Annotated in this window: 24 protein-coding genes; 9 read left to right on the forward strand and 15 right to left on the reverse strand. The window is 71.6% G+C overall.

The genetic code is table 11. From position 1 onward, the window contains the following. Positions 1–41 precede the first annotated feature (41 nt). Positions 42–2,780, reverse strand: coding sequence for an AAA family ATPase (locus tag AB0E94_RS02235; RefSeq protein ID WP_360321161.1), 2,739 nt, complete (start codon positions 2,778–2,780; stop codon positions 42–44). Further along, positions 2,747–2,932 (reverse strand): hypothetical protein, encoded by a 186-nt coding sequence (locus AB0E94_RS02240; protein WP_360321164.1) that lies wholly within the window; start codon positions 2,930–2,932, stop codon positions 2,747–2,749. The genes AB0E94_RS02235 and AB0E94_RS02240 overlap by 34 nt, the downstream gene beginning before the upstream one ends. 179 nt (positions 2,933–3,111) lie before the next feature. Between AB0E94_RS02240 and AB0E94_RS02245 the strand changes: the two genes are divergently transcribed. The 3 genes from AB0E94_RS02245 to AB0E94_RS02255 all read left to right on the forward strand — a co-directional run bounded on the left by AB0E94_RS02245 (position 3,112) and on the right by AB0E94_RS02255 (position 5,048). Then, complete coding sequence (locus tag AB0E94_RS02245; RefSeq protein WP_360321167.1) at positions 3,112–3,555, forward strand: SRPBCC family protein; 444 nt, start codon at positions 3,112–3,114, stop codon at positions 3,553–3,555. Between the two features lie 90 nt (positions 3,556–3,645). Then, positions 3,646–4,263 (forward strand): hypothetical protein, encoded by a 618-nt coding sequence (locus tag AB0E94_RS02250; RefSeq protein ID WP_360321170.1) that lies wholly within the window; start codon positions 3,646–3,648, stop codon positions 4,261–4,263. A gap of 65 nt (positions 4,264–4,328) precedes the next feature. Beyond that, positions 4,329–5,048 carry an FKBP-type peptidyl-prolyl cis-trans isomerase gene (locus tag AB0E94_RS02255; RefSeq protein ID WP_360321173.1) on the forward strand — a complete coding sequence of 240 codons (720 nt, stop codon included), beginning with the start codon at positions 4,329–4,331 and terminating at the stop codon, positions 5,046–5,048. Positions 5,049–5,127: 79 nt separating this feature from the next. Here the strand turns inward: AB0E94_RS02255 and AB0E94_RS02260 are convergent, their stop codons facing one another. After that, the gene (locus tag AB0E94_RS02260; RefSeq protein WP_360321176.1) at positions 5,128–5,508 is read right to left on the reverse strand and encodes a hypothetical protein; all 381 of its coding nucleotides are present in this window, start codon (positions 5,506–5,508) and stop codon (positions 5,128–5,130) included. 465 nt (positions 5,509–5,973) lie between these two features. On the opposite strand from AB0E94_RS02260, the gene AB0E94_RS02265 reads away from it, so the two are divergent. Both AB0E94_RS02265 and AB0E94_RS02270 read left to right on the forward strand, forming a co-directional pair. Further along, positions 5,974–6,498, forward strand: a complete 525-nt coding sequence (locus AB0E94_RS02265; RefSeq protein ID WP_360321179.1) for a GNAT family N-acetyltransferase — start codon at positions 5,974–5,976, stop codon at positions 6,496–6,498. 22 nt (positions 6,499–6,520) lie between these two features. Then, complete coding sequence (locus AB0E94_RS02270) at positions 6,521–7,513, forward strand: HEAT repeat domain-containing protein (protein WP_360321182.1); 993 nt, start codon at positions 6,521–6,523, stop codon at positions 7,511–7,513. 144 nt (positions 7,514–7,657) lie between these two features. Here the strand turns inward: AB0E94_RS02270 and AB0E94_RS02275 are convergent, their stop codons facing one another. After that, a complete protein-coding gene (locus AB0E94_RS02275) occupies positions 7,658–8,101 on the reverse strand; it encodes an AAA family ATPase (protein WP_360321185.1) in 444 nt (147 codons plus the stop codon). Between the two features lie 104 nt (positions 8,102–8,205). Here AB0E94_RS02275 and AB0E94_RS02280 point away from each other — a divergent pair, with 104 nt between their 5' ends. The 3 genes from AB0E94_RS02280 (at position 8,206) to AB0E94_RS02290 (ending at position 12,420) form a co-directional block, all read left to right on the forward strand. After that, on the forward strand, positions 8,206–8,817 hold the full coding sequence (locus tag AB0E94_RS02280; RefSeq protein ID WP_360321188.1) for a PilZ domain-containing protein: 612 nt from the start codon (positions 8,206–8,208) through the stop codon (positions 8,815–8,817). A 110-nt stretch (positions 8,818–8,927) separates the two neighbouring features. Then, the gene (gene rph, locus AB0E94_RS02285) at positions 8,928–11,405 is read left to right on the forward strand and encodes a rifamycin-inactivating phosphotransferase (protein WP_360321191.1); all 2,478 of its coding nucleotides are present in this window, start codon (positions 8,928–8,930) and stop codon (positions 11,403–11,405) included. 22 nt (positions 11,406–11,427) lie between these two features. Further along, on the forward strand, positions 11,428–12,420 hold the full coding sequence (locus tag AB0E94_RS02290; protein WP_360321194.1) for a glycerophosphodiester phosphodiesterase family protein: 993 nt from the start codon (positions 11,428–11,430) through the stop codon (positions 12,418–12,420). Here AB0E94_RS02290 and AB0E94_RS02295 read toward each other — a convergent pair. The 11 genes from AB0E94_RS02295 to AB0E94_RS02345 are packed head-to-tail and all read right to left on the reverse strand — an operon-like array spanning position 12,406 to position 24,267. Beyond that, entirely contained in the window at positions 12,406–13,155 is a 750-nt protein-coding gene (locus AB0E94_RS02295) for an SDR family NAD(P)-dependent oxidoreductase (RefSeq protein ID WP_360321197.1), read from the reverse strand. The two genes, AB0E94_RS02290 and AB0E94_RS02295, sit on opposite strands and share 15 nt — an antisense overlap. Continuing rightward, positions 13,152–14,687, reverse strand: a complete 1,536-nt coding sequence (locus AB0E94_RS02300) for an aldehyde ferredoxin oxidoreductase N-terminal domain-containing protein (protein WP_360321200.1) — start codon at positions 14,685–14,687, stop codon at positions 13,152–13,154. The genes AB0E94_RS02295 and AB0E94_RS02300 overlap by 4 nt, the downstream gene beginning before the upstream one ends. Further along, on the reverse strand, positions 14,678–15,958 hold the full coding sequence (locus AB0E94_RS02305) for an enolase C-terminal domain-like protein (RefSeq protein WP_360321203.1): 1,281 nt from the start codon (positions 15,956–15,958) through the stop codon (positions 14,678–14,680). Before AB0E94_RS02305 ends, AB0E94_RS02300 begins: the two co-directional genes overlap by 10 nt. Further along, positions 15,955–16,788: a fumarylacetoacetate hydrolase family protein gene (locus AB0E94_RS02310; protein ID WP_360321206.1), complete on the reverse strand. Its 834-nt coding sequence runs from the start codon at positions 16,786–16,788 to the stop codon at positions 15,955–15,957. Before AB0E94_RS02310 ends, AB0E94_RS02305 begins: the two co-directional genes overlap by 4 nt. Beyond that, a complete protein-coding gene (locus AB0E94_RS02315; protein ID WP_360321209.1) occupies positions 16,785–17,612 on the reverse strand; it encodes an amidohydrolase family protein in 828 nt (275 codons plus the stop codon). Before AB0E94_RS02315 ends, AB0E94_RS02310 begins: the two co-directional genes overlap by 4 nt. Beyond that, positions 17,609–18,568 carry an aldo/keto reductase gene (locus AB0E94_RS02320; RefSeq protein ID WP_360321212.1) on the reverse strand — a complete coding sequence of 320 codons (960 nt, stop codon included), beginning with the start codon at positions 18,566–18,568 and terminating at the stop codon, positions 17,609–17,611. The genes AB0E94_RS02315 and AB0E94_RS02320 overlap by 4 nt, the downstream gene beginning before the upstream one ends. Continuing rightward, positions 18,565–20,088, reverse strand: a complete 1,524-nt coding sequence (locus tag AB0E94_RS02325) for a sugar ABC transporter ATP-binding protein (RefSeq protein WP_360321215.1) — start codon at positions 20,086–20,088, stop codon at positions 18,565–18,567. Before AB0E94_RS02325 ends, AB0E94_RS02320 begins: the two co-directional genes overlap by 4 nt. Next, complete coding sequence (locus AB0E94_RS02330; RefSeq protein WP_360321218.1) at positions 20,088–21,062, reverse strand: ABC transporter permease; 975 nt, start codon at positions 21,060–21,062, stop codon at positions 20,088–20,090. The genes AB0E94_RS02325 and AB0E94_RS02330 overlap by 1 nt, the downstream gene beginning before the upstream one ends. Next, the gene (locus tag AB0E94_RS02335; RefSeq protein WP_360321221.1) at positions 21,059–22,120 is read right to left on the reverse strand and encodes an ABC transporter permease; all 1,062 of its coding nucleotides are present in this window, start codon (positions 22,118–22,120) and stop codon (positions 21,059–21,061) included. The genes AB0E94_RS02330 and AB0E94_RS02335 overlap by 4 nt, the downstream gene beginning before the upstream one ends. Then, positions 22,117–23,202 carry a mandelate racemase/muconate lactonizing enzyme family protein gene (locus AB0E94_RS02340; protein WP_360321224.1) on the reverse strand — a complete coding sequence of 362 codons (1,086 nt, stop codon included), beginning with the start codon at positions 23,200–23,202 and terminating at the stop codon, positions 22,117–22,119. Before AB0E94_RS02340 ends, AB0E94_RS02335 begins: the two co-directional genes overlap by 4 nt. Positions 23,203–23,214: 12 nt before the next feature. After that, positions 23,215–24,267 (reverse strand): substrate-binding domain-containing protein, encoded by a 1,053-nt coding sequence (locus AB0E94_RS02345; protein ID WP_360321227.1) that lies wholly within the window; start codon positions 24,265–24,267, stop codon positions 23,215–23,217. Between the two features lie 115 nt (positions 24,268–24,382). On the opposite strand from AB0E94_RS02345, the gene AB0E94_RS02350 reads away from it, so the two are divergent. Next, positions 24,383–25,051, forward strand: a complete 669-nt coding sequence (locus tag AB0E94_RS02350) for a GntR family transcriptional regulator (RefSeq protein ID WP_360321230.1) — start codon at positions 24,383–24,385, stop codon at positions 25,049–25,051.

Raw genomic sequence — 25,051 nt, forward strand, 5'->3', positions numbered from 1 at the left:
TGCAGTCCGGATCCCACGGCCGGTCCGGATAGGGCGACAACTCAGTGCCGCCCGACCAGATCGCCGACCTCGGTGCGTGACGACACCCCGAGTTTGCGCAGAATGTTCGACACGTGCACCGCCGCCGTCTTAGGCGAGATGTAGAGCCGCTGCGCCAGCTCCGTGTTGGTCAGACCGTCGCTGATCAGCACCGCGACCTCCCGCTCCCGGGGCGTGAGCGCGGCCGGGCCGGTGACCGCCGGTGGCGCGTCCGCCGGCGCCATGCCGAGCTGGGCCCGCACCCGGTCCAGCTGCGCGACCCGCCAGCCACGCCACCCCGCCAGCAGCAGGCCGGCCGCCTCGACCTGCTCCTGCGCCTCGGCCCGCCGGTCGGCCGCGAGCAGGCACCGGGCGGCGCTCACCCGCACCGTGCCCCGGACGGCAGGCCCCAGCGGGTTCGACTCGGTGATCGACAGATAGCCGGCCAGCGCCTGGGCGTGCCACCCGTGAGCCTCGGTGACCTGAGCCTCCACGAGCATCCGGTGCGCGTCCCACACCTCCGAATCCAGCAGGGTCGCCGCCATCCGGTCCAGATCGTCAGCGGGCAGCCCCAGCTCCAGCGCCGCCGAGATCAGGTCGTGCGCCTGCTCCCCGCTGCGCCACACCTGCCCCTCCAGCGCGGTGACCAGCTCGGCGAGCGCGGCCTCGGCCCGTGGCCGGTCATGACGGCGGCACGCCAGATGGAACGCCAGCCCCGGAATCACGGTCGGCGGATTGTTCGGCAACGCCGACAGATCGGCGATCAGCTCCTCCACCAGGTCCAGGTCGCCGGCCTCCAGCGACAACCCGGCCAGGAACACCCCGTGGAAGTCGGCCCACCGCCCACGACGGCGCAGACTACGGTCCTGGGCCCGGCCCTCCTGCAACGCCGCGATCGCCGCGCCCAGGTCACCGGCCCGCAACGCCAGCCGCGCCCGGCCCTGGAAGTAGGCGGCCACCGACAACGACTCGAAGCCGGCCCGCTCCGCGTTGACCCGCATCCGCTCCAGGATCTCGGCGTGCTCGGCCGACGACGTCGGCGGCTCACCCTGCACCAGCACATTCAGCGCCCGCGCCGCGATCACCCACTCACCGGCCTGCTCCGCCTCGTGCACCAGCGCGGACAGGATCTTGCTGCCGTCGGACGCCGTCTGCGGCCAGTCCGACATCGCCGAACCCTTCTCCAGCAGCGCGGTCAGCCGCACACTCGGCAGGTCGAACTCGTCGGCCAGCGCCAGCGCCCGATCCGCCCACAGCAGCGCCGTCTCGGTCTCGTCATACAGATATGCCGACTGGGCGATCGCCGTCATCGCCCGCGCCTGCCCGGCGCCCGGCGGCAGCTGCGCGATCAGGTTTTCGATATCGGCGGTCAGCGCCCGCACCTCGGCCGCCTCCCGCGACTCCCACGCCAGCCGGACCAGCAGATACAGCGCCTCCGCCTGATCCGGCGGATCGTGCGCGTGCTCCCGCCAGCGCCGCCCGTGCCGCAACGCGTCGTCGAGCAGCCCGGCCAGCCACGCCGCCCGCGCCGCCGCCCCGAGCAGCTCCGGATCGTCCGGAACCTCGTCGAGGCCCATCTCGGCCAGCTGCAACGCCTGAAACGCCGAACCGATCGACAGATACAGCGCCGCGCCGTGCCGCGCCGCCGCGATCATGTCCTCATACCGGCCCGCGCCACGGGCGTGATGCGCCACCATCGCCGGATCCGACCCGCCACCACGCAACAGCACGTCGAGCGCCGCCTCGTGCAGCCGCCGCCGCTGCCGGCCCAGCATCTGCCCGGCGATCGCCTCCCGCACCAGCGCGTGCCGGAACGCGAACTCATCCTCACCGGACTCCACCAGCACACCCCGTGTCACCAGGTTGCGCAGCACCGCGATCAGCTCGTCCTCACCGGTGCCGGTCACGTCGGCCAGCAGGTCGAACAGGATCCGGTGACCGAGCACGGTGGCCGCCTCGACGATCCGGTGACTGACCGGATCCAGATCCTCCACCTGACGGCGCAGCACATCGGCCAGACTCCACGGCAGCGGCTGCTCGACGAGCGCCTCCAGGTCATGCCCCGGCAGGGCCCGCAAAAGCTCTTCCAGGAAGAAAGGGTTGCCACCGGTGCGCTGGTGCAGCGCCGTCGCGGCACGCACCGGCGCGGGACCCCCGGTGGCCGCCGCCAGCAACGCCGCGGTCTGGGCCCGGGACAACCGATCCAGCCGCACATGCGTGACGGCATGCCGGCGCTCGAGCTGAGCCAGCAGACCCGCCACCGGCTGCCGGCGGGTCACCTCGTCCGGCCGGTACGTCCCGATCAGCAGCCGCGGCCCGTGCTGGTCGGCGATCCGCTCGAACAGCGCGGCGCTCTCCGAGTCGGCCCAGTGCAGATCCTCGAACACGATCACGGCGGGGGAGTCTCCGATCAGGTCGGCCAGGATCGCCAGCCCCGTGTGCAGCCGCTCCACCGGACTGCGCTCGGCATCCGACAGCGCAGCCAGCCGAGCGTCGCCGACCTCCGGGCGGCCGTCGATCGCATCGAGCAACACCTCATACGGCCGGGCCAACGACCCCGGCTCAGCCTGCCCGACCAGCACGATCGTCCCCGCTGGAACGACATCCAGCAGCTCCTGCACCAGCCGGGTCTTCCCGATGCCCGGCTCACCGGCGATGATCGCCACGGCCGGCTCGCGGGACTTGGCGAGCTGCGTCAGCCGGCGCAGCTCGCTCGCCCGCCCGATCATCACCGGGCTGGCACCACCGCGGTTGGTTCGCACGGCGACAGCGTACCGGCGGGGCGTCCGCGGGCCTTGCGCCCACGGCGGGTCAGCCGGGCGCTGGACAGCAGCCGCTCCCGATCGGCCTCCGCGATCATCTCGCGGTTGCGGTCGTGCGCCATGTTGAGCATGAGTTCCGGGTTAGCGAACATCGCCATCTCCTCGTTCTCCGTCGATGCATCAATCGTCGTCGGTAAGGAGGGCCGGCACATGCGGCGGCGTTACCTATCTTCCCAGCTCAGGACGGATTAGAAGGTCCACTAAACCCGGCTAGGCATACCTAGGCGGTACCTACCTGGACACCCTCGCGGCCCTGTGCTCGGATAAGTGGGTGCGCTTCGACATCGACACGACAGCCACACCCGAGCAGGCCCGGCAGGCGTTCACCGACTTCACCGGCCGCCGCGCCCGGATCTGGAGCAAGACCCTCGACCCGCAGCGGTACGAACTACGCGAACTCGGCGACACCTGGGCGGTCGCCCGGGAGAGCACGCCCCGCTCCCCGTTCTGGGTCGTCGCCCGCTACGACTGGTCCGACCCGGCGGAGATCCGCTGGACCGTCGAGGAGAGCAGCTACGGCGGCGGCGGAACCGGTCTGGTCCGGATCACGCCGGCCGGCGGCGGAGGCAGCCACGTCCACGCCGAATGGACCGCCACCGGCGGAAAGCTCCTGCTCCGGCCCCTGCTGTTCCTGGTCCACCACGGCCCGATGCCCCGCCTGATCGCCCGCATGTGGGCCGACACCCTCGACGGCTGTGCCACGGTCGCCGAATGAGGCAACTGACACCGGCCGAACTCGACGCCCTGGGCGCCGCCGAATGAGGCAACTGGCACCGGCCGAGCTCGACGCCCTGGGCGCCGCCGAATGAGGCAGCTGACACCGGCCGAGCTCGACGCCCTGGGCGCCCGATGGTCGTCCTGCTGGACCCCGGCCCAGGTCGCGGAGCGCCTGTCCGGCGTGACGACGCCCTGGTATGTGGCCGCGGGCTGGGCACTGGACCTGTTCCGCGGTGAACAGACCCGCTCCCACGGCGACATCGAGATCGGCGTTCCCGCCGCCCGCTTCCCGGAGATCCGCGGCCGCTTCCCCGGATACGTGTTCGACGCGGTCGGCAGCGGCCGCATCGGCGAGGACGCCACTCCCGACGAGATCGCGGCCACCCACCAGACCTGGCTACGCGACCCGGCCACCGGCGACTACCTGCTCGACGTGTTCCGCGAACCGCACCACGGCGACACCTGGATCTACCGCCGGGACGAGACCATCCGATTCCCGTACGACCGGATCATCCGCCGCACCGCCGACGGCGTCCCGTACCTCGTACCCGAGCTGGTTCTGCTCTTCAAAGCCAAGAACCCGCGGCCGAAGGACCAGGCCGACTTCGACGCAACCCGGCCCGCCCTGACCCCGCAGCAGCGGGCGACCCTGGCCGGGCTGCTCACCCGGGTCCATCCGGGCCACCGCTGGCTCGCCCTGCTGTAACCCGTTTCCGTGGGAACAGGCACCGGCTGTGAACAACTCTCAGCTGAGTGTCGTATCGTCGGCCCGTGCCCGAATCCGCAGTTCGCCGCGACAGCGCGGCCGCCAAACGTGCCGTTGCCGCTCCGTCCCGCCGTGGCGCCTCCGGACCGCCGCTCAAGACCAAGGCGGAGAAACGAGCCGAGGCCAAGGCCAACAAGGCGCGCGCCCGGGCGATGCAGAAGCGTCGCCAGACCCTGTCGGTCGTCGGTTCCGCGGCGGCGGTGATCGCGGTCGTCGTCGGCCTGGTCCTGTGGATCGGCAACACGCCCACCGGGACCAGCCCCACCGCCGACGCCTCCAGCGCCGCCGCCCTCGATCCGGGCGCCGCCGCCACCCCGTCGGCCGTCGCGTTCCCGCCGGTTCCTGAGGGCGCCGACCCGGCCTTGAGCCAGAAACCCGAGGCCAAAGCCGGCTCCGGTACGGTCAAGGAGCTCACGGCGACCACCCTGATCGAGGGCACCGGCGCGGCCACCCAGGCGGGCCAGACCATCCAGGTCAACTACGTCGGTGTCACCTACGCCGACGGCAAGGAGTTCGACAACTCCTGGAAGCGGCAGGAGGCGTTCAGCTTCCAGCTCGGCGCCGGCAACGTCATCCAGGGCTGGGACAAGGGCCTGGTCGGCGTCAAGGTCGGCAGCCGGGTCCAGCTCGACATCCCGGCCGACCAGGCGTATGGCGAGAACCCCGGCGAAGGCCGTCCGGGCGGCGCCCTCCGCTTCGTCGTCGACGTCCTCTCAGCGGCCTGACCGCCACGGCGATGCGGCCCGCGTTCACGGGCCGCATCGCCGTCCCGTCACCTCCCCGAATGACCGGCGGCGAGCCGTCCTACCCGTCCACGACCCATCCCCGGGTGTTGCAGGGCGGGCCGCAGAATACGTTCGGTCCGTCGTCCAGGATGATCACTCCGGAACCGCCGCAATGCGGGCAGGTGCGGGCGGCCGGCGGCCGCTTCGGCATCAGATGACGCAGCTCCGGAAAACGGCGAGCAGCTTGGACGTACGCGAGTTCGCGCTCGACAGGAGTCGCGGGCACGGGAGCGCCGTCATCCCGGTCGACAAGCACTTCCCCGGCCGGGGTCAGTAGGTAGAACTCCCACAGGGAGTTGAAGACGGTGAGCAGCCCGACTGTCCGGGCCTTGGACGCTCCCGGGCCATCCGACGCCGCTTGGGCTTCGACCAGTCGCGAGAAGAGTTCCTCCGAAGGCACAAGGCGCAGAGTACGACCGTGGCGCATCCCGCTCCGGGCTGCCGTCATGCGCCCGAAAGCGGTCGCGGTCGTCATCTGTTTCGGCCCGCTGCCATTGCGTGACCTGGCCAGCGTCGATGAGAGCACACGATCGCCGATTGTGGGCTTCCGTCGTCGTCGCCGCGGGGTCACGCGCACACGTTGGGCTGATCGTGGACGTTCATCCACGCCCGGGCGACGACCGGAGCACGCACAACGCCACCGTGTGCGCCTGTCACCGCAGGTTCCCGGCGGACCTCGGCCCGGCCGGCCTGTGCGCTGATCGACGTCACCGGCCCACGCCCCCCAGCCGTCGCTCAGCACGGGAAAGGCGCACGCATTCCGGTGGTGAGCGACGGCTCGCGGTCTGAGCGGACGGCCTCGATCGCGGGGAACGAACGGCAGTGCGGGTACGACTCGAAGCCTGCGGTGGTTGAGAATTCGAGCATGTCCAACGAGGGCCGGTCGCTGGGGAAGCTTGTGATTCGCCGCTATGTGGAGGCTGATGCCGGCGCGACGTGGCGGGTGTTCCATGCGGCGATCCATGGCACGGCCAGTCGTGACTACACGCCCGAGCAGGTTCGGGCGTGGGCTCCGGACACCGTCGACGAGGTGCGGTGGAAAGGGCGGCGGGCGGCTGCGTACACCTATGTCGCCTGTCTTGACGGGGTGGTCGTCGGTTTCAGTGATTTCACCGATGAGGGGCTGCTGGACATGCTGTTCGTTCATCCCGACGCCGGTGGCCGGGGGGTGGCTCGCGCGCTGGTCGGCCGTGTTCTGCGGGAGGCGGTCGCGGCCGGGCACCGGCGGCTGCATGTGCATGCCAGTCTCACCGCCCGGCCGGCGTTCGAGCGCTTCGGGTTCGTTGTCGATGCCGCCCGGGTCGTGGAGGTTCGTGGGCAGCGGTTGCGGAACTTCGACATGAGCATTTCTCTGCCGGGTGCGGACGATGCCGGGCCGGCCGGGCGCTGACCGGCGCTGGCATGATGGCGCGATGGTCGACTGGGCGGCGTTGCGGCATGCGTACGGGCCGGCGCTGGACACGCCCGGGCATCTGGCGGCCTTGCGGTCGGCCGATGAGGAGGAGCGTCGGGCGGCGTTCGGGGAGTTGTACGCGAGCATCACCCACCAGGGCAACCGGTACTCGGCCAGTGGCGCTGCCGTGCCGGCGCTGCTGGAGGCGGTGGCGGACCCGGCCGTACCGGATCGGGATCTGCTGCTGTATCTGCTCGGGCTGATCGCGGTGGGTGCTGATGCGGCGTGGCTGCCCGGTGGTGTGCGGCGGGAGGAGTTCGGCCCGGACGAGACGAGTGCCTACGACGCGGTCGGGAAAGGGCTGCCGGTGCTCGACGCGTTGACCGCTGATCCGGAGCTCGCGGACTCCGCCGCCTACGTGATCGGCTGGTATCCGGGGCGGCGGGAATCGGTGCCCGTCCTGGAGCGGCTGAACACCCCGACCGCTCTGGTCGCGCTGGGACTCGTCGGCCTGCCGGAGGGCGTTCCGGTCGCCGAGCGGTCGCTGACCGACGAGCGGCCCCTGACACGCTGGGCGGCGGCGGTCGCCCTGGCCCGGCTGCGCGGTGACGGCGCCCGGCCGGAGCTGCTGCGATGGGCGACGAGTGATCACCCGGGCGAGCCCACCGTCGGCTACCTGGACGGCGACGTCGCGGGGCTGGCGTTGCTGTCGCTGGAATCGTTCTGCGGGGATGTGCTCGAACCCGCCCTGGCCCGCCTCGCCCACGTCAGCGCCGAGCCGGCGCTGACCACTGTCGGGGTGCTGTTGCGGCAGGCCTTCCCGGACGGGCCGGTGGTGGCCGGCACCGCGTTCGGTTCACTCACCGCTCGGCAGCAGCGTGTCGTCCGGGCACTGGCCGATACGCCCGGGGCCTGGCTCTACGACGGCGTGGACTTCACTAACGTCCGGCTGCTCGTGTCGGACTACGGGCTTCCGCACGGGCGCGACCGCCTCACCGATTACGTGGTGTGAGCATCACGACGCGCGGGCGGGAGCGCCTCACCGATTACGTGGCGTGAACATTACGACGCGCGGGCGGGAGTGCCTCACCGATTACGTGGCGTGAGCATCACGACGCGCGGGCACGAGTGCCTCACCGACTACGTCGGGTGAACATCACGACGTGCGGGTCAGGGCCTCGATGGTGTCGGCCAGGTCGGTGACCGGGCGGCGGCCGTCGAGTTCCAGCGTGGCTCCCCGGCGTAGCAGGGGCTCCACCGTCCGGACATATCCGGCAATCTCCGCGCACTGCTCCGGCGTCCGGCCGTAGGGGTTCGCCCGGTCGGCGACCCGTTGCAACAGCACCTCCAGCGGGGCGCTCAGCAGCACGACGTGGTGAAAGCGGTCGTAGAACCGGCCCTGATTCTGCACGGTGCCGGAGACGATCACCGAGTCGTGGGCGGAGAGCAGCGCGGTCATGCGCGGCTCGTCCCACGTGCCGTCCGGCCGCTCCCAGCCGCCGTAGTCGGTGTCGACGGTGTGATGGCCCCGGCGGCGCAGCTCGCCGAGGACCGTGGTCTTGCCCGCACCCGACATGCCCGTCACCAGGATCCGCGCCACCGCCGAATCCTACGAAAGGCGGCAACCGGAGTGCACGACCCCGCCGTGCCGATAACGTTCCCGGTGGGAGGAACCGGCCGTCCAGCACGAGAGAGCCGACGATCATGGGCAGCACAACCGAGAATCCGCAGCCGTGGGCTGTCCCGAGCGTCACCGTGTCGATCGGTGGTGGCGAGGCCCGCACCTGCCGGGCCACCCGGGAGGTCGACGGCACGCTGCGGCTGGGCCTGAGCGTGTTCGCCATGGTCGGCGTCGACGCCACCGTGCTGTGGACGCAGAACGGCCGCGGGTTCAGCATCACCGGGACCGTCGTGGCGGCCCCGCCGAACAGCATGCCCGGCATCTACCTGCGGGTGGACGAGACGACCAGTGGCATCGAGCGCCGCCGCAACGAGCGGCTCCCGGTCGAGGTGCCGGTCGTGGTGGTGCTGCCGTCGGGACACCTGTTCCCGGGGCGGACGATGAACCTGTCGGCCGGCGGCGCGCACGTGATCGTCGATCTGGACGACGTCGGCGACGACGCGATCATCCGGCTGTCCGAGGACCTGACCCGCGGCGCGCAGGTCCACCTGGAGGTCCTGCTGCCGGACGGGCCGCTCGACGTCACCTGTCAGGTCGGCGGCGGTGGCGACGACCTGGGTGATGTGCGGCTGCTTTTCGTCGACGTGAAACCGCAGATGCGGGCGCAGATCAACAGATTCATCGAGGAGCGGTGACCGGCCCCTTCCACTTCTAAGCTATATCGCAGGTGGGATCTTGCCGCAAGACCCGGGGGTGCGCGCAGAATCGGGTCGTTTCTGCCCGCAAGGTGAGAGGACGGTCAGCGGTGTTCCGCTACGTCGTGAATCTGAACGAGACCGACCCGGAACTGGTCGGCGGTAAAGGCGCACATCTGGGGCAGCTCTCCGCCATCGACGGCCTCCGGGTGCCGCCGGGATTCGTGGTGACGACCGAGGCATTCGACCGGGTCGCCCCGGCATTCGAGAAGGATCCGGAGGCGGCCCGGGAGATCATCGAGTCGATGCCGATTCCCGAGGATCTGGCGGCGGCGATCGAGACGGCGCTGGCGGACGGCCGGTATGCGGTGCGGTCGAGCGCGACCGGCGAGGATTCGGCGGCGGCCTCGTTCGCCGGCCAGCACGACACCTACCTCAACGTGCCGCGGGACGCGGTTCTCGGACACGTGCGGCGGTGCTGGGCCTCGCTTTTCACCGACCGTGCGGTCGCCTACCGGCTGCGCAACGGCATCGATCACCGGTCGGTGCGAATGGCCGTCGTCGTGCAGCGAATGGTCTTCCCGAAAGCGTCGGGAATCATGTTCACCGCCGATCCGGTCACCGGAAACCGGCGGGTGACCTCGATCGACGCGGGTTTCGGCCTCGGCGAGGCGCTGGTTTCCGGCCTGGTCAACGCGGATGTCTACAAGGTCCGCGACGAGGTGGTCACCGAACGGGCGATCGCCGCGAAGCGGCTTCAGATCACACCCTCGGAGGGCGGCGGGACCGAACGGCAGGCGATCAGCGAGGGGCAGCGGCACGTCCCGGTTCTTCAAGACCAGGAAATTGTACGGTTGTCCCAGCTCGGTCGTCAGTTGGAGGCCCGTTTCGGCCGGCCGCAGGATATCGAATGGTGCCTGGACGACGACGGTTTCGCGATCGTCCAGAGCCGTCCGATCACCACGCTGTTCCCCGTTCCGGAGGGCGGTGACGGCACCCCGCGCGTGTACGTTTCGGTGGGCCACCAGCAGATGATGACCGAGGCGATGAAACCGCTCGGCCTGTCGGTGTGGAAACTGACGTCCCCCGGCGAGATGCGTGACGCCGGCGGCCGCCTGTTCGTCGACGTCACCGGCCGGGTCAACGCCACCCTGCTGACGATGATGGCCCAGTCCGACCCGCTGATGGGCGACGCGCTCAGGAGCGTGGTGGACCGTGGTTTCGTCCCGCTCGCCGAGGACACCGGCCATCTGCCGGTGCCGGGCCCGTCGACGCCGCAGCCGGTGGACACCGACCCGGCCGTGGTGGCCGGCCTGATCGACGACCGCAGACGCATGATCGAGACGGTCCGCCGGGACATCGCCGGGAAGACCGGCCCGGAGCTGCTGGACTTCGTGCTGGCCGATGTCCAGGAGATCCGGCGGATGCTGTTCGACCCGCGCAACATGCCGGCGATCATGGCGGGCATGTCGGCCACCTGGTGGCTCAACGAGCACCTGGAACAGTGGCTGGGGGAGAAGAACGTCGCGGACGTGCTCACCCGGTCGGCGCCGGACAACATCACCTCGGAGATGGGGATGGCGCTGCTTGAGGTGGCCGACGTGCTCCGCCCGTACCCCCAGGTGGTTGATCTGCTCGCCGAAGAAGGCGGCCTGGACCGCCTGCCGGAGGTGACCGGCGGCCGTGCGGCGCAGGCGGCTATCGACGGGTTCCTCGACGTGTACGGGATGCGCTGTGTCGGCGAGATCGACATCACCCGGCCGCGGTGGAGCGAACAGCCGTCGGCGATCGTGCCGATGCTGCTCAGCAACATCCGCAACGCCGAGCCGGGCGCCGCCGCCCGCCGCTTCGAGCAGGGCCGCCGGGAGGCCGCGCAGAAGGAGGCGCAGGTGCTGGCCCGGCTGCGGGAGCTGCCGGACGGCGAGGCGAAGGCCACCGAGACGAAACAGCAGATCGACCGGCTGCGCACCTTCATCGGCTACCGCGAGTACCCGAAGTACTACCTGGTCAGCCGCTACTTCATCTACAAGCAGGCGCTGCTGGCCGAAGCGGGCCGGATGGCCGCCGCCGGGGTGATCGGCGATCCGGAGGACGTCTTCTTCCTCAGCCTGGAGGAGTTCCGAGACGTCGTGCACAGCGGGCGAGCCGACGAAGGGCTGATCCGGCAGCGGCGGGAGGCGTTCGCGCGTTACGAGACGCTGGCCGCGCCGCGGGTGCTGACCTCCGACGGTGAGGCGGTGCACGGCGCGTACCGGCGCGGGGATGTCCCGGACGGCGCGCTGGCCGGCCTGCCGGTCTCGGCCGGGACCGTGGAGGGCCGGGCCCGGGTCGTCCTGGACGTCGCCGACGCCGACCTGGCGCCCGGCGACATCCTGGTCACCGCCTACACCGATCCCAGCTGGACACCCGCGTTCGTGACGATCGCCGGCCTGGTCACCGAGGTCGGCGGCCAGATGACGCACGGCGCGGTGATCGCCCGCGAGTACGGCCTGCCCGCGGTGGTAGGTGTCGAGAACGCCACCACACTGATCGAGGACGGCCGGCGGATCCGGGTGCACGGGACGGACGGCTTCGTCGAGTTCGTTTGACCGGTTCTGGCATGCTGGCCCGATGTCTGAGCCGAAGCCGCGCCGCTGGCGTCGCCGACTGTCGATCGCGCTGGCCGTGGTGCTGCTGGTGGCAGGCGGTCTGTGGCTCGGCAACTCCTCGGTGCTGTGGGGCGCCGGGGAGGGCCGGCCGCCGCTGCTCGCGCACCGGGGGATCGCCCAGACGTTCCCGCTCGACGGGGTGGGCAACGACACCTGCACCGCGACCCGGATCCACCCGCCCGACCACGGCTACGTCGAGAACACCATCGTGTCGATGCGGGCCGCGTTCGACGCCGGCGCCGACATGGTGGAGTTCGACGTGCAGCTCACGTCGGACGGGCAGCTGGCGGTGTTCCACGACTCGACGCTGGAGTGCCGCACCGACGGCACCGGCCGGGTCGCCGACCACACCCTCGCCGAACTGCGCACACTCGACCTCGGGTACGGCTACACGGCCGACAACGGCGCCACCTGGCCGTTGCGCGGCAAAGCCGTCGGCCTGCTGCCGACCGCCCCGGAGGTGGTGGCCGCGTTCCCCGGCCGGGAGCTGCTGATCGATCTGAAGAACAACGAACCGGCTGACGGCCGGGCACTCGCCGACTACCTGGCCACGCTGCCCGCCGACCGGCTGGCCACGATCAGCGTGTACGGCGGCGACGACTCGGTCCAGGCCGTCCGGGACCGGCTGGCGCAGCTGCGGACCACGTCGAAGGCGATCATGCAGGACTGCCTGATCGACTACCTGGCGACCGGCTGGACCAGCCACGTCCCGGACAGCTGCCACCACACCGAGCTGCACCTGCCACAGCGCTACGGCCGGTACCTGTGGGGCTGGCCGAACCTGTTCGCCGACCGGATGCGCGCCGCGGACACCCGGGTGATCCTGGTCGGCGGCGAGGGCCCCTGGTCGGAGGGCTTCGACCAGCCGGAGGACCTGGACGCCGTCCCCTCCGGCTGGTCCGGCTGGCTGTGGACCAACCGGGTCGACGTGATCAGACCGCTAACGGGCGGGTAGCCGCAGCCCCGACATGCCGCCGTCGACCGCGAGGGACATGCCGGTGGTGGCCCCGGACTCCGGTGACGCCAGGTAGGCGATCGCGCCGGCGACCTCCTCGGCCGACACCAGCCGCCCGGTCGGCTGCCGGGCCGCCAGCCGGGCCCGTTCGCCCTCCGGGTCGGCGGTCCGGGCCAGCAGCCGCGCCACCCACGGCGTGTCGACCGTGCCCGGGGCCACGCAGTTCACCCGGATCCCCTCGCCGACCAGGTCGGCCGCCATCGCCAGGGTCAGCCCGTGCACCGCGCCCTTGGACGCCGAGTAGAGCGCCCGCTGCACCAGCCCGGCGGTCGCCGCGATCGACGACAGGTTCACGATGGCGCCGCTCTCGCTCTTACGCAGGTACGGCAGCGCCGCCGCCGAGGCACGGGCGATCCCGGTCACGTTGACGTCGAGGACCCGCGCCCACTCGGCGTCGTCGTTGCCCTCGACCGACCCGACCGAGCTGATCCCGGCACTGTTGACCAGCACGTCGATACCGCCGAACGCCTCGGCCACGGCCGCCATCGCGGCTTCCAGCGAGCCCCGGTCGCTGACGTCGGCGACCACCGGCAGCAGGCCGTCGCCGGGCTCGCCGGGCTGCAGGTCGAGCACCCCGACCCGGGCGCCCCGGGCCCGGAACCCTGCGGTGACCGCGGCGCCGATGCCGGAGCCCCCGCCGGTGACGACGGCGACCAGAGAACTGAACGAGGTCATGATGGTCCTTTCGTTTCCAGATCGAGCAGGCGGCGCAGTTCGGTGGCCGCGGCGGTGAAAGCCGGCCGGTCGAGCACAGCGCCGGCGAAGGCGCCGGCCCGCACCGGGGAGTCGAAGAACAGGTCCGGCAGGGTCTCCTCGCCGGCGCGGCCCACCCGCAGATTCACCTCGTGCTGCAGGCGCATCCGGGTCGCGCCGAGCGCCAGGACGTCCGGCCGCCGCCCGGTGACCGCCTCGACCAGCGACTCGACCATGCGCAGCGTCAACGGCCGGGTCGGCGTCGCCGCGAACAGGCAGACCCCGAGCGCGTCCAGGCCACTCCACAGGCGCATCAGCTGAGCGGTCCGGTGCACGTCCAGCTCACCGCGCGGCCGGGGCACCCGCACACCGAGCCGCTGCACCTCCGGATAGCTGGACGGCAGACCACGCTCCGGGTCGAAGTCCAGATCGTGTTCGACGATGTCGTAGCGCGGCCCGATCGGCGCGACCACATAGGCCAGCCCCAGGTTGGGCTGCACCCGCGGATCGAACGGCGGGATCGCCACCCCACGGACGGTCAGCGTGCCGCTGGCCTGGACCGGATCGGTGCCGTCCTGTTCGTGCCGGCGCAGCTGCGGCCACGGATCGTCGACACCCAGGTTCGGGCCGAGCATGGCCAGCGCCTCCTGATGCAGTCCGGCGCCGGCGTACACCTTGATGCAGCCGGTCGGGCAATCCGGGCAGGCGGCGACGGTCGCCTCCCGGGCGATCCGGTCCGGCACCGTCCCGACGCCACCGCGGCGGACGGTGTCGGTGAACTGCGCGACCGGCGCGTAGCCGGGCTCGCCCTGCCAGACCCCGAAACCGGGCCATCCGCGCTGCACACCGGACAGTCCGTCGGTCGCGGCCAGGCGGGCATACTCGGCGGCCAGGGCCGTCACCGTCGCCGGATCGGTCACCGGCGGCCGGTCCGTGCCGACGCAGACGACGGCTTTCACCCGTTTTCCGCCGAGCACGGCGCCGAGACCGAGTCGCGGCAGCGGGTGGTGACGGCAGGTGATGATCGAGGCGTACGGGACCCCGCGCTCCCCGGCCGGGCCGATGACCGCCACGGCCGCCGTGGCACCGTACCGCTGCTGGAGCAGGTCGGTGGCCGGCCCGGTCGCCAGCCCCCACACCTCCCCGGCCGGTTCCAGCCGGGCCGTCCCGCCCTCGACCACCACGCACACCGGCGACGCCGCCCGCCCGTGCAGCACCACCCCGGTGACGCCGGCGCCCCGCAGCCCGGCCGCGTACGGCCCCTCGGCCCGGGTCTCGGCCACCCCGCCGGACAGCGGCGACAACCCGACGGCGGCACACCGTGCGGTGCCCGGCGCGCCCGCTCCGGCGACCGTCCCGGCGACGATGGCCAGTGGCGCGCCGACCGGATCGACCGGGCCGGTGACCGCGGCGAGCAGGTGCCGCAGCGCCGCCACCGGCCCGTCGAACTCGTCCGGGTCGCCGGCCGGCGGGTGCACCGGCGATCCGTCGAGGCTGACCGTGGTCAGGCCCACGCGGGCCCGTCCGGGAACGAGAACCGCTCCAGTGTCTCCGGCCGCATCCGGGCCGAGAACCCCGGCGCTGTCGGCAGGCGGTACGCGCCGTCGGTGATCACCACCGGGTCGGCGAAGTGTTCGTGCAGGTGGTCGACGTACTCGATGACCCGGTCCTGGAGGCTGCCGGAGACGGCCACGAAGTCGAACATCGACAGGTGCTGGACCAGCTCGCACAGCCCGACCCCGCCGGCGTGCGGGCAGACCGGCCGGCCGAACTTCGCGGCCAGCAGCAGGATCGCCAGGTTCTCGTTGACCCCGGCCACCCGGCAGGCGTCGATCTGCACGATGTCGATCGCGTCGGCCTGCAGCAGCTGCTTGAAGACCACCCGGTTCTGGACGTGCTCGCCGGTCGCCACCCGGATCCCGGCCGGGCGCAGCGCACGGCGGACGGCGGCGTGCCCGAGGATGTCGTCGGGGCTGGTCGGCTCCTCGATCCACCACGGGTCGTACGGGGCCAGCGCGGTCATCCACTGCACCGCCACCGGAACGTCCCACCGCTGGTTGGCGTCGACCGCGATCCGGATGTCGTCGCCGACCGTGCGGCGGGCCAGCGCCATCCGGCGTACGTCGTCGTCGAGGTCGTTGCCCACCTTCAGTTTGATCTGCCGGTAGCCGTCGGCCACCGCCTCCCGGGCCAGCCGCACCAGCTTCTCGTCGGAGTAGCCGAGCCACCCCGGTGACGTGGTGTACGCCGGATAACCCCGCTCGGCCAGCAGCGCGATTCGCTCCGCACGGCCGGGCCGGGCCGCGTACAGCAGCTCGAGCGCCTCGGCCGGTTGCAGGGCGTCGGTGAGGTACCGCCAGTCGACCAGGTCGACGATCTGTTCCGGGGTGAGGTCGGCCAGGTAGCGCCAGACCGGTTTGCCGGCGGCGGTGGCGGCCAGGTCCCAGGCGGCGTTGATCAGCGCGGCCGCGGCCAGGTGCACGACCCCCTTCTCCGGGCCGAGCCAGCGGATCTGCGAGTCGTGGGTGAGCCGCCGCGCGAACTCGCCGAGGTCGTCCACCGGCTGGCCCACGACCAGGGGCGCAAGCGCTTCGACGGCGGCCTGGCAGACCTCGTTGCCCCGGCCGATCGTGAACGTGAAGCCGTGCCCCTCCAGCCCCGAGTCGGCGGTCAGCACCACGTAGGCGGCCGAGTAGTCCGGGTCCGGGTTCATCGCGTCCGAGCCGTCGAGCTCCAGCGAGGTCGGGAAGCGTACGTCGTACGTCCGCAGGGAAATGATCTTCATGCGGCGTCCCGGACCGTGTTGCGCTGGCCGCCCAGCCCGTCGATCTCCACCTCGACCACGTCCCCGGCGGTCAGGTAGGGGAACCGCCCGGACAGCGCCACCCCCTCCGGCGTGCCGGTGTTGATCAGGTCGCCCGGCTCCAGGACGGTGTACTGCGACAGGTGCCAGACCAGGTACGCGACGTCGAAGATCATATCGGCGGTCGTCGAGTCCTGCCGCGGCTCGCCGTTGACCCGGCTGCGCAGCCGCAGCTTTCCGGGATCACCCACCTCGTTCGGGGTGACCAGCCACGGCCCGAGCGGGTTGAACGTCTCGCAGGACTTGCCCTTGGACCACTGCCCGCCGGAGTGCTCGAGCTGGAACTCCCGCTCGGACAGGTCGTTGGACACCACGTACCCGGCGATGTGGGCGGCCGCGTCGGCCGGCGACTCCAGATAGCGGGCGGTCCGCCCGATCACCACCCCGAGCTCGACCTCCCAGTCCACCCGGACCGCCCGGCGCGGGATAAGCACGTCGTCGTGCGGGCCGACGATCGTGCCCGGCGCCTTGTAGAACATGATCGGCTGCTCCGGTGGGGCGGCGCCGGACTCGGCCGCGTGCGCCGCGTAGTTCTGCCCGATGCAGAGCACCACACCCGGCCGGGCGATCGGCGGGCCGAGACGCTCGCCCGCGATGTCGGTCTCGGGGAGCCCGGCCGTGGACCGGACGCCACCGGCGGCCAGGAACTCGCCGGTGATGTCGGCGGTCACCGGGGACAGGTCGAAGTGCCGGCCGCCCGACTCGGCGACCGGCCGCTCGCTGCCGGCGGGTCCGACTCGCAGGTATCTCACATGAGCTCCAAGTGGTAGGTGCTGATGGCGGTGCCGCCGAAGACGTCCGCCGGGAGACCGCCGAGCAGGTCGCTCATCGTCTCCTTGACCTCGGTGTAGCCGGCCGCCACCTCGAGGACCGGCCAGTCCGAGCCGAACATCAGCCGGTTCGTGCCGAACAGGTCGACCGCGGTGTCGACGTACGGCTCCAGGTCGGCCGGTGTCCACGTCGCCCAGTCGGCCTCGGCGACCAGGCCGGACAGTTTGGCGATCACGTTCGGCCGGGCGGCGACCGGCGCGAGCAGCTCACGCCAGCGTCGCAGCCCGCCGGCCGCGATCGGGGGTTTGCCGAGGTGGTCGAGGACGAACGTGGAGTCCGGGAGGGCGGCCGCGGCCGCCGCCACCGACGGCAGCTGGGCGGTCCGGACCACCAGCTCGTTGACCAGCCCGGCGGCGGCCACGGCGGCCAGCCCGGCCCGCGCCCGCGGCTGGTCCAGGAAGTCGTCGGCCTGCCCCTGGACCTGGTCGCGGATCCCGGCGAGCAGGTGGCCGCCGGGGCCGGCCTGGTAGGCGTCGATCGTCACGGCCAGCAGCGGATCGAGCAGGCTCGCCCAGCCGACCACCCCGGCGATCTCCGGGGTGTCCCGGGCGATCCGCAGGAACTCCCGGGTCTCGGCGGCCTCGCAGCGGCCCGCCTCGACCAGCACGGTCCGGTCGACGCCGGCCGCGCCGATCACCGCCCGCAGGTCGTCGACGGTGTAGTCGCGGCGGATCCGGGCCAGCGACGGGTCCTGCAGCCACGGGTAGTCGGCCGTCCACAGATGCTGGTGCGCGTCGATGATCACGTGATCAGCCCCTCCGCACGCAGGTCGGCCCAGAGCACGCCGGGCACCGGGACCGACGACATCGCGACGGCGTCCTCGGCCTCGACCGGGCTGCGCGCGCCGACCAGCACACACGTCACCGCCGGGTGGGTGAACGGGAACTGGATCGCGGCGGCGCGCAGCGGCACGCCGTGCCGCCGGCACACCTTGCGGATCGCGAGCGCCCGGTCGACCAGGCCCGGATCGGCGGGCGCGTAGTCGAAGGTCGCGCCCGGCCCCGGTGTGGCCAGCAGGCCCGAGTTGAACACGCCCGCGGCGATCACCGACACCCCACGCTCGGCGCACAGCGGCAGCAACTCGTCGGCGCCGGACTGGTCCAGCAGGGTGAACCGGCCGGCCAGCAGCACCGCGTCCAGCTCGCCGGTGCGCACCAGATCGGCCAGCATCCCGGCCTGGTTCATCCCGGCCGACACCGCCGAGATCCGGCCCTGCCCGCGCAGCTCCACCAGCGCCGGGAGCGCTTCGTGGACGGTCTGGTCGAAGTGCTCGTCCGGGTCGTGCAGGTGCAGCACGTCGACCCGGTCAAGACCGAGACGATCCAGGCTTTCGGCGTACGACCTGCGCACCCCCGCCGCACTGAAGTCGAAGACCGGCGTCACCCCGGTGGGTTCGGCCCAGATCTCCTGGGTGTCCGCGCCGCCCGGCCGCAGCAGCCGGCCCACCTTCGTGGACAGCGCGAACGCCTCCCGGGGTTTACCGGCCAGCACCGGCCCGGCCCGCCGTTCGGACAGGCCGTTGCCGTAGAGCGGCGCGGTGTCGAAGAACCTGACGCCCAGCTGCCACGCGTGCTCCACGGTGGCCCGGGCGGCGTCGTCACCGACCACCGAGTACAGCCCGCCGAGCGGCGCGAGCCCCAGCCCGAGCCGGGTCACGTGCACCGGGGTACGGCCGAGCCGGACCCTCTCGAGGGGGTTCATACCGCGCTCACCCCGCCTTCCACGTGCGTCTCGGCGTGGATCAGCCGGATGATCCGCTGACTGATCCGCGGATAGTCGTGATCGTTGTCCAGCTCGCCGACCACCCGCATGTCGCTCATCACCGCGATCCGGTCGGCCAGCACCACCACCTCGGGCAGGTCCGAGGAGATCAGCAGCAGCGCCAGCCCCTGCGCGGCCAGTTCGGCGATCAGCTCGTGGAACGCCGCCTTGGTCCGCACGTCGATGCCGACCGTCGGCTCGTCGACGATCAGCACGTCACAGTCGGCGGCCAGCCACTTGGCCAGGCTCACCTTCTGCTGGTTGCCGCCGGACAGCTGCCCGGCCGGCTGACGCGGGGAGGCGACCCGGATGCCGAGCCGGTCCACATACGTCTCGGCCAGCGACCTCTCCCGCTTGTCGCCGATCAGCCCGGCCCGGGCCAGCCGCCGCCACACGGTGACCGCGATGTTGCGGGTCACCGGCTGCTCCAGGAACAGGCCCTCACCCTTGCGGTCCTCGGTGACGTAGCCGATCTTGTAGCGGCGCAGCGCTTCGCCGACGTCCCGGATGCGGGCGGTCTCGCCGTGCACCTCGACCGTGCCGGCGGTGATCCGCTCCAGGCCGAGGATCGCCTTGGCCAGCTCGCTGCGGCCGGCGCCGACCAGCCCGTACAGGCCGAGGATCTCGCCCGGCCGCAGCGTCAGCGACACGTCCCGGTGGCCCAGGGCGGTGCTCACCCCGTCCAGCCGCAGCGCCGGCCGGGCCTGCGGGTCGACGTGGCGTTCGGCCAGCTCCATCGACGCGAACGCGCGGCCCACCATCAGGTCGACGATCTGCCCCTGGCTGAAGCCGGCCAGCGGCGCCGCCTCGGCCACGCTGCGGCCGTCGCGCAGCACGGTCACCGTGTCGGCGACCGCGAAGACCTCCTCCAGCTTGTGGCTGACCAGCACCACGGCGTGCCCGGAGTCGCGCAGCCGCCGGACCACGGTGTACAGCCGGTCGGCCTCGTCGCCGGTCAGCGACGCGGTCGGCTCGTCCAGCAGCAGCACCTTGTTGTCCAGGCTGAGCGCCTTGGCGATCTCGACGAGCTGGCCCTGCGCCACCGACAGCCGCGACACCGGGGTGTCCGGGTCGAGGTCGACCTCCAGCAGGTCCAGGCAGCGGCGGGCCTCGGCACGCATCCGGTCCCGGTCCAGCCACCCGGCCCGGCCGGGCAGATGGTGCAGCACGATGTTCTCGGCCACCGAGAACGCCGGGATCAGGTTGCGTTCCTGATGCACCACGCCGATCCCGGCCCGCTGCGCGTCCAGCGGCCCGGCGAAATGCCGCTCGACGCCGTCCAGGGTGATCCGGCCGCCGTCCGGCCGGTAGACGCCGGTGAGCAGCTTGACCAGGGTGCTCTTGCCGGCGCCGTTCTCGCCGAGCAGCGCGTGCACACTGCCGGCGTTCAGGGTGAGGCCGGCGCCGTCCAGCGCCCGCACCCCGGGGAACGTCTTGACCAGGTTCTGCGCGACGAGCATCAGGTCGACCTCTCCCGAATCCGCTGCCGGACGGTGCCGAGCAGAACCGCACCGAGCACCACGGCGCCGATGATCAGATCCACCCAGCGGGGGTTGATACCAAACTGAGCCTGCATCACATCGACCAGCCGCACCAGGAACGCGGCGAGCGCGGTGCCCAGGACGCTGACCATGCCGCCGGTCAGCGCGACCCCGCCGATGATCGGCGCGGCGAAACTGGGCAGCAGCAGGTCGTCGCCGATGGTGGCGTTGACCGAACCGGACGCGGCCACGGTGATCACCGCGGCGACGCCGGCGAGCAGGCCGGACAGGCCGTGCGCGATGATCAGCGACCGGTCGTTGGAGATGCCGGACAGCCGGGCCGCGAACGGGCTGCCACCGCTGGCCAGCAGCTGACGGCCGGTGATCGTACGGCTGAAGAAGACCGCGACCAGAACCGCGACGACGACCGCGACCAGGAACACCGCGGGCAGCCCGAGGATCGAGGCCCGGCCGAACTCCCGCAGCCCGGGGGAGTAGCCCTGGTAGGTGTCGGGGCCGTTCACCCCGTACCGCAGGCCTTGAATGATCGTCATGGTGGCGAGCGTGACGATGAAGCCGTTGATCCGGGTCAGCACCACCAGGACGCCGTTGAGCAGGCCGACACCGAGCCCGAGCAGCAGCGCCGCGGGCACCGCGATCAGTGCGGGCAGTCCGGCGTCGAGCATCAGCCAGGCCGACACCATCGCGCACAGGCCGGTGAGGGCGCCGACCGACAGGTTCATCTGGCCGACCGCCAGGACCACCATCTGGGACAGGCCGATCACGATCGGCACGGCCAGGAACCGGAAGAACGCCTCCAGGGTGCCGGCGGTGAGCAGGTTGCCGCCGGTGGCGACGGCCAGCGCGGCGAATCCGGTGGCCGCGATGACAGCCAGGGTGAATTCCGGGGTACGGGTGACCCGCCGCCCGGACAGCGTGGCGAGTGTCGTCATGGCGCGGTCCCCCGTCGTTCGGCCAGCACGTGCCGGCCCCGGTCCAGCGACAACGCCGCGAGCAGCACCAGCCCGATGTAGAGCTGCAACTGGTCGAGCTGGAACTGCAACAGGTTGAGCCCCTTGTAGATGACCTGGGTGAGGGTCGCGCCGAGCGCGGTGCCGAGCACGCTGACCGCGCCGCCGGCCAGCAGGGTGCCGCCCAGCACCGGCGCCAGGAACGACGGCAGCAGGAACGAGTCGCCGAGACTCGCCGAGAACGCCCCGTTGTTGGCCGCCAGCAGGAACCCGGCCAGCGCCGCGATCAGCCCGCTCAGCGCGTGCGCCTGCACCACCCGGCGGCGCACCGGGATACCGGACAGTTCGGCCGCGGTCGCGTTGGCGCCGGTCATCAGGATCTCCCGGCCCAGCCGCGACCAGCGGAACAGCAGCCCCACCAGCAGCGCCGCGACCAGTGCGAACGGCACCACCAGCGGGATCCGCGGCCCGCACACGTCGCCGGCGCAGTAGTCGGCGAAGGTGTCGAAGCGCAGCGCGTCCATCCCGGCCGGCATGGTCGGGAAGGCCACCCCGTCGACGGCGCTGGTGTAGAGGATGGTGATCAGCCCGACCAGCGCGAAGTCCATGGCCAGGGTGACCACGAACGAGTTCACCCCGGTGCGGGAGATGATGAACCCGGCCAGCGCGCCCAGCCCGGCGCCGACCAGCAGCCCGGCGGACAGGCTGACCAGCAGCCCGCCGCCGATCGTGTGATGCACCAGGCCCATGGCGAACGCGCTGGTCGCGGCCATCCGCCCGACCGCCATGTTCATGTGCCCGAGCGACAGCACACTCATCTGGGCCAGGCCGACGACCAGGTAGACGCTGATGTCGGATTGCAGCGGGGTCAGGGTCAGCCGGGTGTCCAGGAACGCCGGCCGGATCGTGCTGAACAGGGTCACCAGCAGGATCAGCAGGACCACCAGGCCGACCCGGGGGTTGGCCCACAGCGGTGTCCGGCGTGGCGTGCGTGGTGGTGGCGCGGCCGGGCGGGCCGGCGTCTCGACTGGGGCGGTCAACTCGTTCTCCGGTCGTCGATCGCGTCGCGATTCCAGGCGATGCCCAGCCCGGGAGCGGACGGGGCGAGCGCCTGCCCGCCGGCGACGTCGATCTCGCCGTGGGTGATCGCGCGCAGTTGCGGGATGTGCTCCAGGTATCTGCTGTTCGGGATCGCGCAGCAGAGGCTCACGTGCAGTTCCATCAGGAAGTGCGGGCAGACGGTCAGGTTCGCGGCCTCGGCCAGGTGGGCGACCTTGAGCCACGGGGTGATGCCGCCGATCCGGGCCACGTCGACCTGGATCACCCCGGCCGCGCCGCGCCGCACGTACTCGGCGAACTGGCCGGGGGAGTAGAGCGACTCACCGACCGCGATCGGGATCGCGGTCGCCGCGGCCAGCGCCTGATGCCCGGCCACGTCCTCGGCGGGCAGCGGCTCCTCGAACCAGAACGGGTCGTACGGCTCCAGCAGCCGGGCCCGGCGGATCGCGTCGGCCGCGGTCAGCGACTGGTTGGCGTCCAGCATCACGTCGAAGGTGTCGCCGACCGCGTACCGGACCGCGCCGAGCCGTTCGGCGTCCTCGGCCGGTGACCGGCCCACCTTCATCTTGATGCCCGGCCACCCGGCGTCCTGGCTGGCCTTGGCCCCGGCGACCAGCTGCTCGGTGCTCAGGTGCAGCCAGCCGCCCTCGGTGTCGTAGAGCGGGATCCGGTCCTTCGCGCCGCCGGCCAGCACCCACAGGGGCAGCCCGGCGGCGCGGCAGCGCCAGTCCCACAGGGCGGTGTCGACCGCGGCCAGCGCCAGGGCGGTGATGGCGCCGACCGTGGTCGCCTTGGTGGACAGGAACAGGTCACGCCAGATCGACTCGACCCGGCGCGGGTCGCTGCCCGGCAGGCGGTGCAGCAGGTCGTCGCGGAGCAGCGCCAGCACCGCGCTGCCCCCGGTTCCGATGGTGTAGCTGTACCCGGTGCCGGCGCCGCCGTCGTCCGTACGGATCTCGACGAACACGGTCTCCTGTTTGACGAAGGTCTGAAGGGCGTCGGTGCGGACCGTCTCGACCGGCAGGTCGACCAGGTACGCCTCGGCGTGGGTGACGACGGGCACGGGTGGCTCCCCCTACTTGCAGACGAGGTAGCGGCTGTCGAAGTCCTGGCGCAGCGAGGTGGTCTTGGCCTCCCGGTCGGTCTCGTAGCCGTCCACGTTGGCCTTGGTCACCACGAACGAGCCGGAGTCGACGACCACCCCGGGCTGCGACATGGTGCAGCCGCCGGCGAGTTTCATCAGCGCGTACGACCCGACGGTCGCCTGGCCCACCGGGTTCTGCAGGACGGTGCCGGCCACCGAACCGTCCTTGATGCCGTCCAGGATCGTCTTGTCGTCGTCGATCGCGATCACCTTGATCGGCAGTTTGGCCTGTTTGACCCCCTCGGCGGCGGCGACCGCCGGGTTGTAGGCGGTGTTGACGATCGCGGTGATCTCCGAGCCCTTGGCGGCCAGCAGGTCGGCGACCGCTTTCTGCGCGGTCTGCAGGTCGGTGTCGATGTCGGTGACCACCTGGAGGATCTTGACCGAGCCGCCGGTCTCGCCGACCGCCTTCTCCACGCCGGCGATCCGGCGCTGGGTGTTGGAGTCGACCTTGTTGCCGGTCAGGTGGACCAGGTTGCCCTTGCCGCCGATCGCCTCGATGGCCGCCTTGGTGGCCTTGTAGGCGGCCTCCTCGACGTCGGTGGAGAGGCAGAAGTCGGCCTTGTTGACGTCACCGGCCGGGCAGGACGCCAGCGAGGCGACCGGGAAGCCCTGCCGTTTGAGGTCCTCGAAGGTGGAGTTGATGTTCTCCGGGGCGACCCCGAAGATGCCGAACGCGTTGTATCCCTGCGCGGCGAGCGACTTGACCACGTCGTTCTGCTTGGTCTGGTCCCAGCCGGAAGTCTCGTTGAAGGTGGCGTCGCCGAGCTTGAACTCGGTCTTCACATCGGCCGCCGCGGTCTTCCACGGCTGGAAGTAGGGGTGGGCACCGCCGGGGATGAGCGCGACCTTGACCTGATCGGGGCTCTTGCCGGTGGTGGCAGCGGCCTCTTCGTTGTCCGATTTCCTGGTGCACCCGGTCGTCATGACCAGGCCGAACAGCGCTGCCCCGAGGCCGAGGCGGAGGAACGGGGACCGCTTCATGCGGGCTTCCTTTCCGTGTCGTAGATCCTATAGGATCTTTCCTGGATGTGTACTCGCTCACAATGAGGCAAGTCAAGATGTGTTCGGAAACCTGGGCGAAACAAGGATGGCGACTATGACAAGGCCCCTGTCCGTGGCCCGGCTGCACCGGCCGACCCTCGGCGACGACGTCTACGAGACCCTGCGTTCCGCGGTGCTCGAGCACATCCTCGAACCCGGCGACCGGGTCAACATCGACGCGCTCGCCCGCGAGCTCGACGTCTCACCCACCCCGGTCCGCGAGGCCCTGGCCCGCCTGGAGTCCGAGGGCCTGGTCCGCAAACGCCCCCGCGCCGGCTACACGGTCAGCCCACTGCTCACCGTCGCCGAATTCCACGACATGTTCGACATGCGCCTGCTGCTGGAGTGCGCCGCCGCCCGCTGGGCCGCCGAGCGCGCCACCGACGCCCAGCGCGCGAGCCTGGTCGCCGAGGCGGCCCGCACCGTCGAGGGCGGCGAGGAGGGCAACTGGCACGCCGCGTTCACCGCCCTGGACGCCCAGTTGCACGACCTCGTCGCCCAGTACGCGGCGAGCCCGTTGCTGCGCGAGTCGATCAACCGGCTGCACTCCCACCTGCACCTGCACCGCCGCTACTTCCCGTACGGGCAGATCGCCATCACCAACGACGAGCACCGCGACCTGGCCGCCGCCATCTATGCCGGTGATCCCGACCGGTCCGAGGCCGCGATGCGCCTGCACCTGACCCGCGCCCGCGAGCGGCACCTCGTCGCGTTCGAAGACTGA

The organism is Actinoplanes sp. NPDC026670 (genome assembly GCF_040638175.1).
Taxonomy (GTDB): domain Bacteria; phylum Actinomycetota; class Actinomycetes; order Mycobacteriales; family Micromonosporaceae; genus Actinoplanes.